We start from the raw sequence: 17063 nt of genomic DNA, 5'->3' as shown, positions 1-17063 counted from the left end.
TGGTTGTGAGCGCGACACGAGAGGGCAGGGGAACGGGATGCCTGATGTGACGACAGCCCCCGTGTTCAAACTGGTGCGACGGACGAGGGAACCCGTCGCCGCGCAGACGCTGCGGTCGACGGCGGCCGCGGTCATCGCGTACGTGGTCGCCCTGATGGTGCTGCCCGCGCAGCCCGCGCCGCTGACGGCGCCTCTGACGGCGCTGCTGGTGGTGCAGGTGACGCTCTACGCGACGCTCACGACCGGCGTGCGCCGGGTCAACTCGGTGGTCGCCGGCGTGGTGGTGGCGATCGGGTTCAGCGCGCTGGTCGGCCTGACCTGGTGGAGCCTCGGACTGACGATCTTCGCGGCGCTGATCGTGGGCCACCTGGTGCGGGTCAGCGAGTTCGTCCCCGAGGTGGCGATCAGCGCGATGCTGGTGCTGGGCGTGACCCAGGTGGGATCGGCCGCCTGGCACCGGATCCTGGAGACGCTGATCGGGGCCGGGGTCGGGCTGCTGTTCAACCTGCTGCTCGCGCCGCCGGTGTGGGTGCAGCCCGCCGGGGCGTCCATCGAGGGCCTGGCCTCCGGGATAGGGCGCATGCTGCGGGCCATGGGCGAGGACATCGCCGGCCTGGGCCACGTGCCGGTGGCGCACGCGGCGGCCCGGCTGCACGAGGCGCGGCGGCTCGACCACGCGATCGTGGAGGTCGACGCGTCGCTGCGGCAGGCGGAGGAGAGCCTGCGGCTCAACCCGCGCGTCCGGGACGGCCTGCTGGCCCGGATCGTGCTGCGGACCGGCCTGGACACCCTGGAGATCTGCGCCGTGGTGCTGCGCGTCCTGTCGCGGACGCTGACGGACCTGGCGAAGCACCGCACCGAGGAGCGGCTGGTCCCGGCGGACGTGGCGGTGCTGCTGCAGGAGCTGTTCGGGCACATGGCGCGCGCCGTGGAGAGCTTCGCCCGGCTGATCACCACGCAGGTGTCGGCGAACGCCGAGGAGGCGGAGGAACGTCTCACCGAGGCCCTCGCGGACGGGCGCGCCGTCCGCGACCGGGTGGCCGACCTGCTGCTGGAGGACGTGCAGGAGCACCCCCGGCAGTGGCAGCTGCACGGGGCGCTGCTCAGCGAGGTCGACCGGATCCTCGACGAACTGGACGTGGACAAGCGCACCGAGCGGCTGACCCAGGAACTGGACCGGCGCGCGGCGGAGGTCAACGAGCGCTACCCCCGGCTGGCGGCCCTCGCCGCCCGCCTGCGCGGGTCGGGCTCCGAGCCGCCGCGGCCGGGGGTGGAGACGTGATCCGTGGGCGGGTGCGCCTCCGTCAGCCGCCCGGGGTGTCGACGCGGAGGCGCACCTGCTCCCGGAGCCGTTGCAGGCTGCGGTCGAGGGCTTCAGTGACGCGCTGCTCGCCGGGGTCGTGGGCCTCGTCGAAGAAGGACAGGTGGACGGTGACCTCGCTGGCGCCGGAGTCGATGCCGGCGACCTGGAGCCAGCCGGCGTAGGAGCCCTGCTCGCGGGTCCCCCACTCCAGGCGCATCTGCTCCTTGCGGGGACTCAGCAGCGCCGGGGTGTCCTCGTCGGTGCGGTCCTCGTGGACGGTCACGGCGGGCAGCTCGCCCGCGTGGACGTGGAGGTCGCCCGGCATCCACTCGTGCAGGCGGCCGACGTCGGCGGCCTGGTCGAAGACCTGCTCGGGCGGGGCGGGCATCGTCAGGGAGCGTTCGTATTCGGTCATCCCTCCACAGTTCCTCGGCAGCGCGAGGTCATGCCCGGCGCGGCGGATCCGGGAAAGGGAAAGCCCCGGCTGGACGGGGGAACCAGCCGGGGCAGCTCACACGGTTTGTGAAGGGCTCCTTCACAACCGCATAGATGAACGATAAACCACCTTCGGTCGTTCGAGCCAATCGGGCCGGACCCGGCGCAGGTGAGCGCCCAGGCCGGCCCCTCGCGCCGCTCTCCGCGCCCCTCTCCGCGCCCCTCTCCGCGCCGCCCGGCGCGGCCCTCGGGACAGGGGGTGGCGCCGGGACGCGCACCCGGGCGGCCCACCCGGCCCGCCCGGCCCACGGAACGGGCGGATCGCCCTGCGATGCGGAACGATCCATGCGTAAAGTGATCGAACCTGGGCACTTCCTACGCCCTTGTGATCGGTCCCGGATCGGGAGGCGCCGCCGCATGAGCCATCCGCCCGCCCCGTACGCCGTGGTCGTCCCCACCGTCGGACGGCCCTGCCTCGCCGACTGCCTCGGGGCCCTCGCCGGCAGCGAGGGCCCCGAGCCGCGCCGGATCGTCGTCGTCGACGACCGGCCGGACGAGCCACCGCCCGGGGAGTCCCCCGGCGACCTGCCGCTGGACGCGCTGGGCCCGCTCGCCGACCGGGCCGTCGTGCTCCGCAGCGGCGGGCGCGGGCCGGCCGCCGCCCGCAACACCGGGCTGCGCGAGGTGGAGGAGCCGTGGACCGTGCTCCTGGACGACGACGTGCGCGTCGGACCCTCCTGGCGGGCCGAACTCGTCCGCGACCTCGCCGCCGCGTCGCCCGACACCGGCGGCGTCCAGGGCGTGCTGCGCGTGCCCCTGCCCGCCGGCCGGTGCCCCACGGACTGGGAGCGGAACACGGCCGGACTGGAGCGGGCCCTGTGGGCGACCGCCGACATGGCGTACCGCACGGAGGCGCTGCGCGCCGTGGGCGGTTTCGACGAGCGGTTCCGGCGCGCGTTCCGCGAGGACGCGGACCTGGCGCTGCGGGTGATCGACGCGGGCTGGCTGATCCGGCGCGGCACCCGGCGCACGGACCACCCGGTGCGGCCGGCGGACCGGTGGGTGTCGCTGCGGGTGCAGCGGGGCAACGCCGACGACGCGCTGATGGCGCGGCTGCACGGCCCCGACTGGTGGGCGCGCGCCGCCGCGCCGCGCGGCCGGATCCGGCGGCACGCGGCGATCACGGGCGCCGGCGCGCTGGCCCTCCTCCTCGCGGCGGCCGGACGGCGCCGGGCGGCGGCGCTCGCCGCGGGCGGTTGGCTGCTGGGGACGGCGGAGTTCGCGCGGGCGCGGATCGTGCCGGGGCCGCGCACCCGCGACGAGGTGGTCACCATGGTGCTGACCAGCGCGGCCATCCCGGCCCTCGCCACCTGGCACCGCGTCGCCGGGGAACTCAGGCACCGCTCCGCCGGGGCCTGGAACGGCGGCGCCGCGTGAGCCGGGCGGACGGCGCGGGCGGCGCGGGCGGGCCGGCCCGGGAGCCGTGGGGAGCCGGGGAGCGGCGGGAGGCCGGAGGACCCCGGGAGGCCGGGGAGCCGCGAGGGGCCGAGGGTCCCGGGGAGCCGGCCGGACACCGGGACGGCGTCGAGGCGGACGCCGCGGCCGGCGGTCCCGGCCCGCTCGGCGGACCCGGCGGTCCCGGTGGACCTGACCGGTTCGACGGGCCCGGTCCGCTCGACGGGCCCGGTCCGCTCGGCAGGTCCGGTCCGCTCGGCAGACCCGGTCCGCTCGGCAGACCCGGCCCGCTCGATGGACCGGGCGGACCCGGCGGTCTCGGCCCGCTCGGCGGTCCCGGAGGACCCGGCCGTCGCGACCGGCTCGACCGGCTCGGCGGGGAGGCCGCGGAGGAGGGCGCGACGCCCGCCGCGGTGCTGTTCGACCGCGACGACACCCTGGTCGTCGACGTGCCCTACAACGGTGACCCCGGGCGGGTGCGGCTGATGCCGGGCGCGCGGGAGGCGGTGCGGCTGCTGCGGGCGCGCGGGATACCGGTGGGGGTCGTCTCCAACCAGTCGGGCATCGGGCGCGGCCTGCTGACCGAGGCGGAGGTGCTGGAGGTGAACGCCCGCGTCGAGGCCCTGCTGGGCGGGCCGCTGGACGTGTGGGTGCACTGCCCGCACGTCCCGGAGGCCGGCTGCGCCTGCCGCAAGCCCGCGCCGGGGCTCGTCCTGGAGGCCGCGCGGCGGCTCGGCGTGCCGGCCGACCGGTGCGTGGTCGTCGGCGACATCGGCACCGACATGGACGCGGCGCGGGCCGCGGGCGCCCGGGGCGTGCTGGTGCCGACGACGAGGACGCTGCCCTCCGAGGTGGCGGCCGCGCCGGCCGTGTGCCGGGACCTGCTCGGCGCCGTGCGGCACGTGCTGGGGCGCCCGTCGACGGTGCGGAGACCGGTATGAGGGCGCTCGTCGTACGCCTCGACAGCTTCGGCGACGTCCTGCTCGCCGGTCCCGCCGTACGGGCGGTGGCGCACCGCGCGGACCGGGTGGCGATGCTGTGCGGCCCCCAGGGGGCGCCCGCGGCGCGGCTCCTGCCGGGCGTGGACGAGGTGCTGGTGTGGGAGGCGCCGTGGGTGGGGTTCTCCCCGCCCCCCGTGGACCGGACGGACGTCGGGCGGATCGTCGACCGGGTGGCGGCGGGCCGGTTCGACGCGGCCCTGGTCCTGGTCTCGTTCCACCAGAGCCCGCTGCCGGCGGCGCTGCTGCTGCGCATGGCGGGCGTCGCGCGCGTCGCGGCGGACAGCGTGGACGCCCCCGGCTCCCTGCTGGACGTGCGCCACCGGCGGCCCCCGCACGCCCACGAGGCGGAGGCCGCCCTCGCGCTGGCCGAGGCGGCCGGCTTCCCCCGCCCGCCGGGCGACGACGGGCGGCTGCGGGTGCGGCACGCGCCGGGCGCGCCGGAGCTGACCGGCCCCGGCCCGTACGTCGCCGTGCACCCCGGCGCGAGCGTCCCGGCCCGCCGGTGGAGCCCCGACCGGTGCGCCCAGGCGGTGCGGCTGCTCGCCGGGGCGGGCCACCGCGTGGTCGTCACGGGCGGCCCCGGCGAGCGGGAACTCACCGCGCACGTGGCGGGCGCGCACGGCGTGGACCTCGGCGGGCGGACCCGCCCGCCGGAGCTGGCGGCGGTGCTCGCGGCGGCCGGCGCGGTGGTGACCGGCAACACCGGCCCGGCCCACCTGGCGGCGGCGGTCGGCACCCCGGTCGTCTCGCTGTTCTCGCCGGTCGTGCCCGCCGGGCGCTGGGGCCCGTACGGCGTCCCGCACGTCCTCCTCGGCGACCAGGACGCCCCGTGCGCCGGATCGCGCGCCCGGCAGTGCCCGGTGCCGGGCCACCCGTGCCTGGACGGGGTGACGGCCGAGGACGTGGTGGCGGCCGTCGGCAAGCTGCTGGGGGGCGGGGCGTGAGGCCGCGGGTCCTGGTGCTGCGGGCGCTCGGCCTCGGCGACCTGCTGGCCGGGGTGCCCGCGCTGCGGGCGGTGCGGCGCGGCTTCCCCGGGCACGAGGTGGTGCTCGCGGCCCCGCGCTCCCTGGCGGACGTGGTGGCGGCCGTCGACGCGGTCGACACGCTGCTGCCCGCCTCGGCGCCGGGACGGGCCGTGCCGGTGCGCCTGGCGTGGCCGGGGCCGCCCCCGGAGGCGGCCGTCGACCTGCACGGGAGGGGACCCTCCAGCCACCTGCTGCTGGAACGGACGCGGCCCGGCCGGCTGCTGGCGTTCGCCCATCCGGGGACCCCGCACGTCGAGGGCCCGGCGTGGACGGCGGACGAGCACGAGCGGGAGCGCTGGTGCCGGCTGCTGGAGTGGTACGGCGTCCCCGCCGATCCGGGCGACCTCCGGCTCCCCCCGCCCCGCGACCGGTCCCCGGCGCCCGGCGCGGTGGTGGTCCACCCGGGCGCGGACGCCGCGGCCAGGCGCTGGCCGCCCGAGCGGTACGCGCAGGTGGTGCGGGAACTGCGGCGGCGCGGCCACCGGGTGGTGCTGACCGGCGGGCCGGGCGAGGACCGGCTCCTCGCGCGTGTGGCGGGGCCGGCCGGGCTCGGCGGGCGGGACGTGCTGGCGGGCGGGCTGCCCTACGGGCGGCTGGCCGCCCTGTGCGCCGGGGCGGCGGCCGTGGTCAGCGGGGACACCGGGATCGCGCACGTCGCCGTGGCGTACGGGGCGCCGTCGGTGACGCTGTTCGGCCCCGTGCCGCCGCGCTTGTGGGGGCCGCCGCCGGGTACGCGGCACGTGGCGCTGTGGCACCCCGGCCCGCCGGGCGACCCGCACGGCGGGGAACCGGACCCGCGGCTGCTGCGGATCGGGCCGGACGAGGTCCTGGCCGCCCTGCTGCCCCACCTGGAGGTGCTCCGGACGTGACCGCCCACGAGGCCCGCACGACCGTCGTCGTCATCACCCGCGACCGCCGCGAGCGGTTGCTGCACACCCTGGACCGGCTCGCCCGGCTCCCCGAGCGGCCCCCCGTCGTGGTCGTCGACAACGCCTCGTCGGACGGCACCGCCGAGGCGGTCGCCGCCCGCCATCCGGGGGTGACGCTGCTGCGCCCCGGCCGGAACCTCGGGGCGGTCGGCCGCACCCTGGGCGCCCGGCACGCCCGTACGCCCTACGTGGCGTTCAGCGACGACGACTCGTGGTGGGAGCCGGGGGCCCTGGCGACGGCCGAGCGTCTGCTGGACGCGCACCCCCGGCTGGGGCTGGTGGCGGCCTCCGTACGGGTCGGGGAGGGCGGGCGGAGCGACCCGCTCGACGCCGAACTGGCCGCCTCGCCGCTGGGCCGGCGGCACGGGCTGCCGGGGACGCGGGTGCTGGGCTTCCTCGCCTGCGCGGCCGTCGCGCGGCGCGAGGCGTTCCTGGAGGCGGGCGGCTACCACCCGGTGGTGTTCTTCGCCGGCGAGGAGCAGTTGCTGGCGTACGACATGGAGGCGTGCGGCTGGGCGGTGTGCCACTGCCCGGAGGTGGTCGCCGTGCACAGCCCGGACGGCGGCGTGCGGGAGGGGCGGCGCGCGGTGATGCGGCGGAACGCGGCGCTGACGGCGTGGCTGCGGCGTCCGCTGTCGGTGGCGGTGCGGCGGACCGGGGCGCTGGCCGCGGACGCCCGGCGGGACCCGGAGGCGCGGGAGGCGCTGCGCGGGGTGCTGGAGCGGCTGCCGGCGGCGCTGCGGGCCCGGCGGCGGCTGCCGGCGGCGGTGGAGGCCGCCGCGCGGCACGTGGAGGGCGGCCGGGCGCGCGGCGGACGCCGGGGCGCGGCGCGCCGGGAGGCCGCGGGGCGGTGAGGTGTCGGCGGGCGCGTTCCGCACGCCGTGTCGACCAGTCGGGTGACTGAAGCGCTTCGCGCTCCATGTACCGATTTGCCCATTTTTTTCCGGGTACTCGGCGCCACATGATCACCGTTGGGGTCGAGGAGGAGTTCTTCCTCGTCGACCCGGTCACCTGCCTGCCGGTCGCCCTCGCGGACGAGGTCCGCAGGGCGGCGGGGCTGGGCCCGATCGCGGAGAACGAGGAGGTCCAGTCCGAGCTCCTGCAGTCCCAGATCGAGGTGGCCACCCCGGTCTGCTCCGACCTCGACGAGGTCGGTGGCCACCTGCTGCGGCTGCGGCACGCGCTGGGCACGGCCGCGGAGAAGAACGGCTGCCGGATCGTGGCGACGGGCACCGCCCCCTACCGGGAGCCGGGCCCCGTGCCGGTCACCGAGAGCGCCCGCTACCTGGCGATGCGCTCGCAGGCGCCCCAGCTGGTCGACGAGCAGCTGGTCAACGGCATGCACGTGCACGTCGCGGTGCCCGGCCGGACCGCCGGGGTCGCCGCGCTCAACCGGATCAGGCCCTGGCTGCCGGTCCTGGTGGCGATGGGATCGAACTCCCCGCTGTGGGACGGGCACGACACCGGCTTCGCCAGCTGGCGGACCGTGATCTTCGGCAGATGGGCGGTGAGCGGCCCTCCGCCGCCCTTCGCCGACGCCGCCGACCACGACCGGCGGGTACGGACCCTGCTGGACTCCGGGGTGATCTCCGACACCGGCCAGATCTACTGGCAGGCGCGGCTCTCGGAGCGCTACCCGACCCTGGAGGTGCGCTGCACGGACGTGCAGCTGAGGGTCGACGCCGCGGTGATGCTCGCGGGGCTCGTCCGGGCCCTGGTGACCACCGCCCTGCGGGCGGAGGAGTCCGGGGCGCCGCTGCCCGACTGCCCTCCGGAGCTGCTGCAGGCCGCGAACTGGCACGCGGCACGGCACGGACTGAGCGATCTGCTGATGGACCCGGAGGGCAGGGCCCGCCGGGCCGGTGACGTGCTGTGCCGGCTGCTCGACTCCGTGACCCCGGCGCTGGAGGAGGCCGGGGACACCCGGGAGGTGACCTCGCTGGTGCACCGGCTGCTCCAGCAGGGCACCCCGGCGGACCTCCAGCGCCGGGCGCTCGCCGAGGGCGGGCTGCCCGCGCTGGCGGACCTGCTGATCACGGAGACCGTGGCCCCGTGACCGACGACCGAGGAGACCGTATGAACGCCTTCCCCCGAAAGTGGCAGCACGCCGTCGTGACGGGCGGCGCGGGCTTCGTCGGGTCCCACCTGTGCTCCGCGCTGCTGGCCGCCGGCACGGCCGTGACGTGCGTGGACGACTTCAGCACCGGACGGCGGGAGAACGTCTCCCCGCTGCTGGACCACCCGGACTTCACCCTGGTGGCGGCGAACGTCTCGGAGCCGTTCGAGGTGGACCGCCCGCCGGACCTGGTGCTGCACTTCGCCTCGCCCGCGTCGCCCGCCGACTACCTGCGGCTCCCCCTGCACACGCTGGAGACCGGCAGCCTCGGCACCCGGCACGCGCTGGCGCTGGCCCACCGGGCGGGGGCGCGGTTCCTGCTGGCCTCCACGTCGGAGGTGTACGGCGACCCGCAGCAGCACCCGCAGAACGAGCGGTACTGGGGGAACGTCAACCCGGTCGGCCCGCGCAGCGTGTACGACGAGGCGAAGCGGTTCGCGGAGGCGCTGTCGACCGCCCAGGCCGAGACGTACGGCACGGACGTGGGGATCGTCCGGCTGTTCAACACGTACGGGCCGCGGATGCGCGGCCACGACGGGCGCGCCGTGCCCACGTTCGTCCGGCAGGCGCTGGCCGGCGAGCCGCTGACGGTCACCGGCGACGGGCGGCAGACGCGGTCGCTGTGCTACGTCGACGACACCGTGCGGGGCGTCCTCGCCGCCGCCGCGCACGGGCTGCGCGGCCCGGTGAACATCGGCAACCCGGCGGAGACCACCATGCTGGAACTGGCCCGCCTGGTCATCGGACTGACCGGCTCGCGCTCCGGGATCCGCTACATCGAGCGGCCCACCGACGACCCGGCCGTGCGCTGCCCGGACATCACGCTCGCCCGCGACAAGCTCCAGTGGGAGCCGCTGATCCCCCCGGAGGAGGGACTGCGGCGCACCATCGAGTGGTTCCGCGCCGACGCCGCGGCGGAGGCGTCCCCCGGCGGCTGACGACCGCCGGCCCTCCCCTCCTCCCCCTCCCCTCTCCCCCCGACGTCGCTCCCCGACGCGCCGAAAGACAGGGACCCCATGCGCATTCTCGGAATCAACGCCCTCTTCCACGACCCCGCCGCCGCGCTGGTCGTCGACGGACGCGTGGTCGCCGCCGCGGAGGAGGAACGCTTCTCGCGGCGCAAGCACGGAAAGCGGCCGGTGCCCTTCTCGGCCTGGGAACTCCCGGAGAAGGCCGCCGCCTGGTGCCTCGAACGGGCCGGACTGCGCCCGCAGGACCTGGACGCCGTCGCGTACTCCTTCGACCCGGCGCTCGCCCGGCCCGCCGACCGGATGGGGCTCGACGACCCGTGGGACCACCTGCGGCTGACCTACGCGCGCGAGGCGCCCGGCTTCCTGCGGACGGCACTGCCCGGCCTCGACCCGGAGGCGGTCAGATTCGTGCCGCACCACATGGCGCACGCCGCCTCCGGCGCCTTCGCGACCGACGACGCCGGCGCCGACACCTCGTCCGTCCTCGTCCTCGACGGGCGCGGCGAGCGGGCCTCGCACCTCGCCGCCCGCCGCGTCCACCACCGGCTGGAACCGCTGGCCGCCCAGGACCTGCCGCACTCCCTGGGCCTGGTCTACGAGGAGCTGACCGAGCACCTCGGGTTCCTGCGCTCCTCCGACGAGTTCAAGGTCATGGCGCTCGCCTCGTACGGCCGGCCGCGGATGCGGGACGAGCTGCGCCGGTACGTGTACCCGACCGGCGACGGCGGCTTCCACGCGACGGGCGTGCCGTGGCACGGGCTGTGCCCGCCGCGCGGCCCGGAGGAGGCGTGGACGCAGGCCCACGCGGACGTCGCGGCCAGCGCCCAGGCGGTGCTGGAGGAGACCCTGCTGGACCTGGTGCGCTGGCTGCACGGCCAGACCCACGACCCGCTGCTGACGCTCGCCGGCGGGGTGGCCCTCAACTGCGTGGCCAACGCCCGCATCGCGCGCGAGGGCCCCTTCTCCCGCGTGTGGGTGCAGCCGGCCGCCGGTGACGCCGGCACGGCGCTGGGCGGGGCCCTGCTGCTCGCCGCGGGCGGCGGGGACGAGGTGGAGCCCATGGGCGGCGCCGACCTGGGCCGCGACTGGTCCGACGCGGAGCTGGGCGCCTGGCTGAAGACGGCGGCGGTGCCCTTCGAGCGGCCGCCGGACATCGCGGCGACCGTCGCGGAGGCACTCGCCGACAACGCCGTCGTCGCCTGGTTCCAGGGGCGTTCGGAGTTCGGCCCGCGGGCGCTCGGCCACCGGTCCCTGCTGGCCCACCCCGGCCACGCGGGGAACCTGGAGCGGCTCAACGACGTGAAGGGCCGCGAGCAGTTCCGGCCGGTGGCGCCGATGGTGGCGGCCGACCGGGCGGCGGAGATCTTCACGGGCCGGCTCCCCAGCCCGTACATGCTGTTCGTGCACGAGGTGGCGCCCGAGTGGCGCGAGCGCATCCCGGCCGTCGTCCACGTCGACGGCACGGCCCGCATCCAGACCGTCGACCGCGTCACGGAGCCGCTGGTCGCGCGGATGCTGGAGGAGTTCGAGCGGCGCACGGGCCTGCCGGTGGTGGTCAACACCAGCCTCAACACGGCCGGCCGGCCGATGGTGGACGACCCGCGCGACGCCCTGGAGTGCTTCGGCTCCACACCCGTGGACCTGCTGGCGATCGGCCCGTACGCGGTGCGGCGCGGCGGCTTCTTCACGGCGGACTCGCAGGACTCCCAGTCGGTGCGGAGGTGGGCGCGGTGAACATCCTGCTCTGGCACGTCCACGGCTCCTGGACGACGGCGTTCGTCCAGGGCCCGCACACCTACCTGGTCCCCGTGCTGCCCGACCGCGGGCCCGACGGGCGGGGCCGGGCCCGCACCTTCGACTGGCCCGACACGGTACGGGAGGTGACGCCCGCACAGCTCCGGAACGAGCCGGTGGACGCGGTGGTGCTCCAGCGGCCCGAGGAGTTCGGGCTCGCCGAGCACTGGCTGGGCGGGCGCCGCCCCGGCCGCGACGTCCCCGCCGTGTACCTGGAGCACAACGCCCCCGACGGCGACGTGCCCCGCACCCGCCACCCGTGCGCCGACCGCGACGGGCTGACGCTCGTCCACGTCACCCACTTCAACCGGCTCTTCTGGGACAGCGGCCGGGCCCGCACCGAGGTGATCGAGCACGGCGTCGTCGACCCCGGCCACCTGTACACGGGGCGGCTGCCGCGCGCCGCGGTCGTCGTCAACGAGCCGGTACGGCGCGGCCGCCACACCGGTACGGACCTGCTGCCCGCGCTCGCCGAGGCCGCGCCCCTCGACGTGTTCGGGATGCGCACCGAGGGGCTGGCCGCGCACCTGGGCCTGCCCGAGGAGCGGTGCCGGGCCCGGGACCTGCCGCAGCGGGAACTGCACGCGGCGATGGCCGAGCGGCGGCTGTACCTGCACCCGGTGCGGTGGACGTCGCTCGGCCTGTCCCTGCTGGAGGCGATGCACCTGGGCATGCCCGTGGTGGCGCTGGCCACCACGGAGGCGGTGGAGGCGGTCCCGGCGGGTGCCGGGACCCTGTCGACCCGGCCGGAGGTGCTGGCACGGGCCGCCCGGCGCTACCTGGCCGAGCCCGAGGCGGCCGCCGAGGACGGCGCCCGGGCCCGGCAGGCCGCCCTGGGACGGTACGGACTCAAACGCTTCCTGGACGACTGGGAGCGCGTGTTGACGGAGGTGCGCTCATGACCGCCCGCGATCCCGTGGAACCCCTGTCGGTGGTCCTCGTCTCGGAGCACGCGAGCCCCCTCGCGGCGCTGGGGGGCGTCGACGCGGGCGGGCAGAACGTCCACGTCGCGCGTCTCGCCGGGGCGCTCGCCGACCGCGGCCACGACGTGACGGTGTTCACCCGCCGCGACGACCGCCGGCTGCCCGAGGAGGTCGTGGCGCGGCCCGGTGTCGTCGTGCACCACGTGCCGGCGGGGCCGCCCGAACCCGTCCCGAAGGACGAACTGCTCCCGTACATGGACGCGTTCGGGCGGTACATGGCGCGGGTGCTGGCGACGCGGCCGCCGGACGTGGTGCACTCCCACTTCTGGATGTCGGGGGTCGCCGCGGTCCGGGCCGCCCGCACGCTGCGGGTGCCGCTGCTGCACACGTACCACGCGCTGGGCACGGTGAAGCGGCGCCACCAGAGGGCGGCCGACACCAGCCCGCCGGAGCGGATCGGCGCCGAGTGCGAGGTCGGCCTCGCCTGCGACCGGGTCATCGCCACCTGCCGGGACGAGGTGCGGGAGCTGCGGCGGATGCGGATCCCGCCGGAGCGGGTGAGCGTCGTGCCGTGCGGCGTCGACCCCCGGCAGTTCTCCCCCGCCGGCCCCGCCGCCCCGCGCGGCGCCGCCCGGCACCGGCTGGTCCAGCTGGGCCGCCTCGTGCCCCGCAAGGGCGCGGCCGTCACCGTCGTGGCGCTGTCCCGGCTGCCCGACACCGAGCTGCTCGTCGTCGGCGGGCCGCCTCCGGCCGGGCTCGACGCGGATCCGGAGGTGCGGAGGCTGCGCGAGGTGGCCCGGCTCGCCGGGGTCGCCGACCGGGTGCGGTTCACCGGCGCGGTGTCCCGCGACGAGGTGGCGCCGCTGCTGCGCAGCGCGGACGTGGTGGTGTGCCCGGCGGACTACGAGCCGTTCGGCATCGTGCCGCTGGAGGCGATGGCCTGCGGGCGGCCGGTGGTCGCCACCGCCGTGGGCGGGCAGCTCGACACCGTCGCCGACCCGGAGTGCGGCCGCCTGGTGCCGCCGCGCGACCCGGCCGCCCTGGCGCGGGCGGTGGCGGAGTTCCTGGCCGACCCGGAGCTGCGCGCCGCGTGCGGCGCGGCGGGCCGGCGGCGGGTGCTCGGCCGGTACGACTGGAAGCGCGTCGGGGCGGCCACCGAGGCCGTGTACGCGGGGGTGCGCGCCGCCCGGCCCGCCGTGACCGGCGCGGTCTGAGCCACCGACCGGCAGTGACCGGCAGCCGAACGGAACGACGAAGGAGGTGCGGGTCCGCCGCGGCCGTCCCGCCGGAACAGGCGCCCGAACACACATGAGCGATCTCTCCCTCCCCGAGGGGTTCCCCCTCGCCGCGCGCGAGGCCGCGCGGCGGCACTGCACGTCCCTGGAGGACGCCGTGGGCCGGTTCCGCCGGGACCACCTGGACCGGATCGCCCGCTGGGGCGCCCGGCTGGCGGTCGTCCTGCCGGCCGGGGGCCGGCTGCTGGCCGCCGGGAACGGCGGGAGCGCCGCGCAGGCGCAGCACCTGACGGCCGAGCTGGTGGGCCGCTACCGGCGCGAGCGGCCCGCGTACTCGGCGATCTCCCTGCACGCCGAGACGTCCAGCCTGACCGCGATCGGCAACGACTACGGCTTCGACCAGGTGTACGCCCGGCAGGTCGCCGCGCACGGCCGCCCCGGCGACGTCCTGCTGCTGCTGTCCACGTCGGGGCGGAGCGGGAACCTGATCGCCGCGGCGGCGGCCGCCCGCTCCTGCGGGATGCGGGTGTGGGCGCTGACCGGGCCCGCGCCGAACCCGCTGGCCGAGGCGGCGCACGAGGCGCTGTGCGTGGACGCCCCGGCGACGGCCACGGTGCAGGAGGCGCACCTGGTCGCGGTGCACGTGCTGTGCGAGTGCTTCGACGCGGCGGTCGAGGCGGGCCCGGCGCGGCGGACCGGCGGGGCGGTCGGCGCGTTCGAGCCCGCGGCGGTGCGGCGGAGGATGTCGTGAGCGCCCGGCAGCCGCTGGTGGTCGTCGGGGACGCGCTGCTCGACGAGGACATCGAGGGCGTGTCGACGCGGCTCGCGCCCGACGCCCCCGCGCCGGTCGTCGACGTGACGGGCGACCACCGGCGGCCCGGCGGCGCCGGGCTGGCCGCCGCGCTCGCCACGCGGGGCGGGCGCGAGGTGGTGCTGGTGACGGCGCTGGGCGGCGACCCGGCGAGCGACGCGGTGCGCCGGTCCCTGGAGGGCCGGGTGCGGCTGGTCGAGCTGCCGTTGCGGGGCACCCTGCCGGTGAAGACCCGCGTCCTGGCGTCGGGCCGGCCGCTGGTGCGGATCGACCGCGGCGGCGGCGCCCCCGGCAAGCCCGGCGGCACGGTCCGCGACGCGCTGTCGGGCGCGCACGCGGTGCTGGTCGCGGACTACGGGCGGCACACCGCGGGCGCGGTGCGGGACCTGCTGGCGGCCGTCGCGCCGCGCGTGCCGGTGGTGTGGGACCCGCACCCCCGGGGCGGCGCTCCGGTGCCCGGCGTCCGGATCGTCACCCCGAACGCCGCCGAGACCCGGGCGCTCAGCCCCGGCACGGGCGGCGAGTCGCTGCGGGCGTACGCGCAACGGGGCTCGGACCTGGCGGAGCGGTGGCGGGCGGCCGCCGTCGCGGTGACCCTCGGCGAGCGCGGGGTGCTGCTGACCCGGCCGGGGCCCGGCGCCGGCACGCCGATGCTGGTGCCCGTCCCGTACCGGGCGGCCGGCGACCCGTGCGGCGCGGGCGACTGCTTCGCCGCGGCGACGGCGGCCGCGCTGGCGGACGGGGCGCTGCCGGAGGAGGCGGTGGAGCGGGGTGTCGCGGAGGCGGCGGCGTTCGTCGCGGCGGGCGGCGCGGGCAACCCGGCGCTGTGGCGGACGCCCTCGGTGCCGCGGCGGCACGAGCCGCCGGTCACCGACCCCTTCGCGCTCGCCGAGCGGGTACGGGCGCGGGGCGGGACGGTGGTGGCGACGGGCGGCTGCTTCGACCTGCTGCACGCCGGGCACGTGGGCCTGCTGGAGAGCGCGCGGCGGATCGGCGACTGCCTGATCGTGTGCGTCAACTCCGACGCGTCGGTGGCGCGGCTCAAGGGACCGGGACGGCCGCTGAACCCGATCGCGGACCGGACGCGGGTGCTGGCCGGGCTGGGCAGCGTCGACGCGATCGCGGTGTTCGACGGCGACACCCCGGCGGAGCTGCTGACGCGGCTGCGGCCAGACGTGTGGGTGAAGGGCGGCGACTACTCGGCGGAGGACCTGCCCGAGGCGGAGGTGCTGCGCGGCTGGGGCGGCCAGGCGGTGGTCCTGCCGTACCTGGACGGCCGTTCCACCACCCTGCTGGCGCACCGCGCGGCCCGTGCGGCGACCCGGCCGGCCACGGAGTGAGCCGCCCGGACCGCCGCACGGACCGCCGCGCCTAGGCCGCCGTGCCCAGGGACGGGCGGGTGGGGAGCGTCGCCGGCCCGGTGGGGACCGGCACCGGGACGGGGAGGCGGCGGCGGTGGGCGAAGTGGCCCGCCGCGACGACGGCCGTGATCACCAGGCCGCCCAGCACCAGCGCGCCGCGCGCCCCGGCCAGCTCCATGAGCAGGCCCAGCGCCGGCGGCCCGGCGAGGCTCCAGACCGTGCGGATGCTGCTCCACACGCCCAGCACCCGTCCCCGCAGGTGCGGGGGCGGGTCGGTCTGCAGGAGGGTCGTCCCGGCGGTGTCGGAGACCGACTCGACCACGGCCATCGGCAGGACGAGCACCAGCAGCACCGCCAGCGACGGCGACAGGCCCGCCGCCACCTGCAGGAGGCCGCCGGCCGCCGCGAGGACGCCGACGAGCCGCACGGACGGCCTGCGCAGCCGGGCCCCCAGGACGGCGCCGACGATGCCGCCGGCCGCGAGGACGGTGGACACGGTGCCGAACGCCCCGGCGCCGCCGGCGAGCGGCCCGGTGACCAGCACGGCGAGCGTGAGCCCGTAGTTGCGGCCGAACACGGCGCTGACGCCGGAGACGACGGCCAGGCCCACCAGGCGGGGGCGGCGGGCGAAGAACGCCAGTCCCTCCCGCACGGTCATCCGGCCGTCGTCGGACCGGGCGGCGGCCTCCTCGGCGGGCCCGCCGGCAGACCGGGCGGCGGGCGCCGCCGGGGCGGCGTCGCGCACGGGCCGCAGGAACGGGATCACCGCCGTCACGAACAGGAAGGACAGCCCGTTGGCCGCGTACGCCGCGCCCGTGCCCAGGAAGGCGACCGTGAGGCCGGCCAGGCCGGCGCCCGCGAGACGGCCCGCGTTGTGCACGAGGGAGCCGACCCCGATGGCCGACGGCACGTCCTCGGTGCGCACCAGGTCGTTGCCGAGCAGCGCGCAGGCGGGCCCGTCGACGGTGGCGACGAGACCGGTGACGGCGGCGAGCGCCATCAGCACGCCGAGGTTCAGCTGGTCGAACGCCACGAGGAGGGCCGTGGTGAAGGCGACCAGGCCGAGCAGCGCCTGGCTCACGGCGGCGGTCAGCTTGCGGGGCCAGCGGTCGACGGCGGCGCCGCCGGCCATGCCCATCAGCAGGCCGGGCGCGGCCTGCACGGACAGGGAGAGGCCGGTCGCGGCGGCGGAGCCGGTGATCTGCAGGACCAGCAGGTTCTGCACGGTCAGCTGCATCCACGTACCGGCGTTGGAGACGAAGTTCGCGACGGACCACCAGCGCATGCTGCGGTACCTCAGCGAACGCCAGGGCGAGGCGGTGGAGGACGGGGCGGGCGCGGTGACCGGGGCGGGCGCGGTGACCGGGGAGGGCGCGGTGACCGGGGAGGGCGCGGTGGCCGGGGAGGGCGCGGTGGCCGGGGAGGAAGAAGACACAGGTGAGGTGGGGGGCTCGAATGGCGGATCGCGGCGGGTTCTCGACGCCGGCTTCGCTGCGCGGCCGCTCCACCGGGACGGGTGCGCCGACCATCGTGGCAGCCGGCGGCCGCGCCCACCGTGACCTGCGCCTCCCCCGCCGCGGCCGGGCACCGCCGAGGGCCGCGCCGCCCTTGCGGCGAAAGGGCTCGGGCCCGGCCCGTGGGCTTGCTCACAGTGACCGTCCGGAGTGCCGGACGCCGTCGCGCGGGTCACAGTGAGGAGGTCAG

At 77.6% G+C, this 17063-nt stretch carries 16 protein-coding genes; 14 read left to right on the top strand and 2 right to left on the bottom strand.

Annotation, left to right across the window (positions count from 1 at the left end):
* Positions 1–37 precede the first annotated feature (37 nt).
* Positions 38–1282, top strand: a complete 1245-nt coding sequence (locus IE106_RS05080) for an aromatic acid exporter family protein (RefSeq protein WP_189530266.1) — start codon at positions 38–40, stop codon at positions 1280–1282.
* 22 nt (positions 1283–1304) lie between these two features.
* On the opposite strand, the gene IE106_RS05075 is transcribed toward IE106_RS05080, so the two are convergent.
* Positions 1305–1718, bottom strand: coding sequence for an SRPBCC family protein (locus IE106_RS05075; protein WP_189530264.1), 414 nt, complete (start codon positions 1716–1718; stop codon positions 1305–1307).
* 437 nt (positions 1719–2155) lie between these two features.
* On the opposite strand from IE106_RS05075, the gene IE106_RS05070 reads away from it, so the two are divergent.
* The 12 genes from IE106_RS05070 to rfaE2 all read left to right on the top strand — a co-directional run bounded on the left by IE106_RS05070 (position 2156) and on the right by rfaE2 (position 15338).
* Positions 2156–3175, top strand: a complete 1020-nt coding sequence (locus IE106_RS05070; protein WP_189530263.1) for a glycosyltransferase — start codon at positions 2156–2158, stop codon at positions 3173–3175.
* A 431-nt stretch (positions 3176–3606) separates the two neighbouring features.
* Positions 3607–4134 carry a D-glycero-alpha-D-manno-heptose-1,7-bisphosphate 7-phosphatase gene (locus IE106_RS05065; protein WP_189530261.1) on the top strand — a complete coding sequence of 176 codons (528 nt, stop codon included), beginning with the start codon at positions 3607–3609 and terminating at the stop codon, positions 4132–4134.
* Positions 4131–5138, top strand: coding sequence for a glycosyltransferase family 9 protein (locus IE106_RS05060; RefSeq protein WP_189530259.1), 1008 nt, complete (start codon positions 4131–4133; stop codon positions 5136–5138). Before IE106_RS05065 ends, IE106_RS05060 begins: the two co-directional genes overlap by 4 nt.
* Positions 5135–6088, top strand: a complete 954-nt coding sequence (locus IE106_RS05055; protein WP_189530257.1) for a glycosyltransferase family 9 protein — start codon at positions 5135–5137, stop codon at positions 6086–6088. Before IE106_RS05060 ends, IE106_RS05055 begins: the two co-directional genes overlap by 4 nt.
* Complete coding sequence (locus IE106_RS05050; protein WP_189530255.1) at positions 6085–7002, top strand: glycosyltransferase; 918 nt, start codon at positions 6085–6087, stop codon at positions 7000–7002. The genes IE106_RS05055 and IE106_RS05050 overlap by 4 nt, the downstream gene beginning before the upstream one ends.
* Positions 7003–7109: 107 nt before the next feature.
* Positions 7110–8204, top strand: a complete 1095-nt coding sequence (locus IE106_RS05045) for a carboxylate-amine ligase (protein WP_189530253.1) — start codon at positions 7110–7112, stop codon at positions 8202–8204.
* Between the two features lie 20 nt (positions 8205–8224).
* Complete coding sequence (locus IE106_RS05040; RefSeq protein ID WP_189530251.1) at positions 8225–9202, top strand: UDP-glucuronic acid decarboxylase family protein; 978 nt, start codon at positions 8225–8227, stop codon at positions 9200–9202.
* Between the two features lie 78 nt (positions 9203–9280).
* A complete protein-coding gene (locus tag IE106_RS05035; protein ID WP_189530249.1) occupies positions 9281–10969 on the top strand; it encodes a carbamoyltransferase family protein in 1689 nt (562 codons plus the stop codon).
* Positions 10966–11931: a glycosyltransferase gene (locus tag IE106_RS05030; protein ID WP_189530247.1), complete on the top strand. Its 966-nt coding sequence runs from the start codon at positions 10966–10968 to the stop codon at positions 11929–11931. Before IE106_RS05035 ends, IE106_RS05030 begins: the two co-directional genes overlap by 4 nt.
* Positions 11928–13166: a glycosyltransferase gene (locus IE106_RS05025; protein ID WP_189530245.1), complete on the top strand. Its 1239-nt coding sequence runs from the start codon at positions 11928–11930 to the stop codon at positions 13164–13166. Before IE106_RS05030 ends, IE106_RS05025 begins: the two co-directional genes overlap by 4 nt.
* A gap of 94 nt (positions 13167–13260) precedes the next feature.
* On the top strand, positions 13261–13938 hold the full coding sequence (locus tag IE106_RS05020; RefSeq protein WP_189530243.1) for a D-sedoheptulose-7-phosphate isomerase: 678 nt from the start codon (positions 13261–13263) through the stop codon (positions 13936–13938).
* Positions 13935–15338 (top strand): D-glycero-beta-D-manno-heptose 1-phosphate adenylyltransferase, encoded by a 1404-nt coding sequence (gene rfaE2, locus IE106_RS05015; RefSeq protein ID WP_189530241.1) that lies wholly within the window; start codon positions 13935–13937, stop codon positions 15336–15338. Before IE106_RS05020 ends, rfaE2 begins: the two co-directional genes overlap by 4 nt.
* Positions 15339–15369: 31 nt before the next feature.
* Here rfaE2 and IE106_RS05010 read toward each other — a convergent pair whose 3' ends face one another.
* Positions 15370–16644 carry an MFS transporter gene (locus IE106_RS05010; protein ID WP_229840052.1) on the bottom strand — a complete coding sequence of 425 codons (1275 nt, stop codon included), beginning with the start codon at positions 16642–16644 and terminating at the stop codon, positions 15370–15372.
* Here IE106_RS05010 and IE106_RS30140 point away from each other — a divergent pair.
* A complete protein-coding gene (locus IE106_RS30140; RefSeq protein ID WP_229840049.1) occupies positions 16643–16918 on the top strand; it encodes a hypothetical protein in 276 nt (91 codons plus the stop codon). The genes IE106_RS05010 and IE106_RS30140 overlap by 2 nt on opposite strands.
* Positions 16919–17063: the final 145 nt, after the last annotated feature.

Origin of the sequence: Streptomyces roseolilacinus, from assembly GCF_014649335.1 — a bacterium.
GTDB lineage: Bacteria > Actinomycetota > Actinomycetes > Streptomycetales > Streptomycetaceae > Streptomyces > Streptomyces roseolilacinus.
This window is presented reverse-complemented; position numbering and strand designations above follow the sequence as displayed.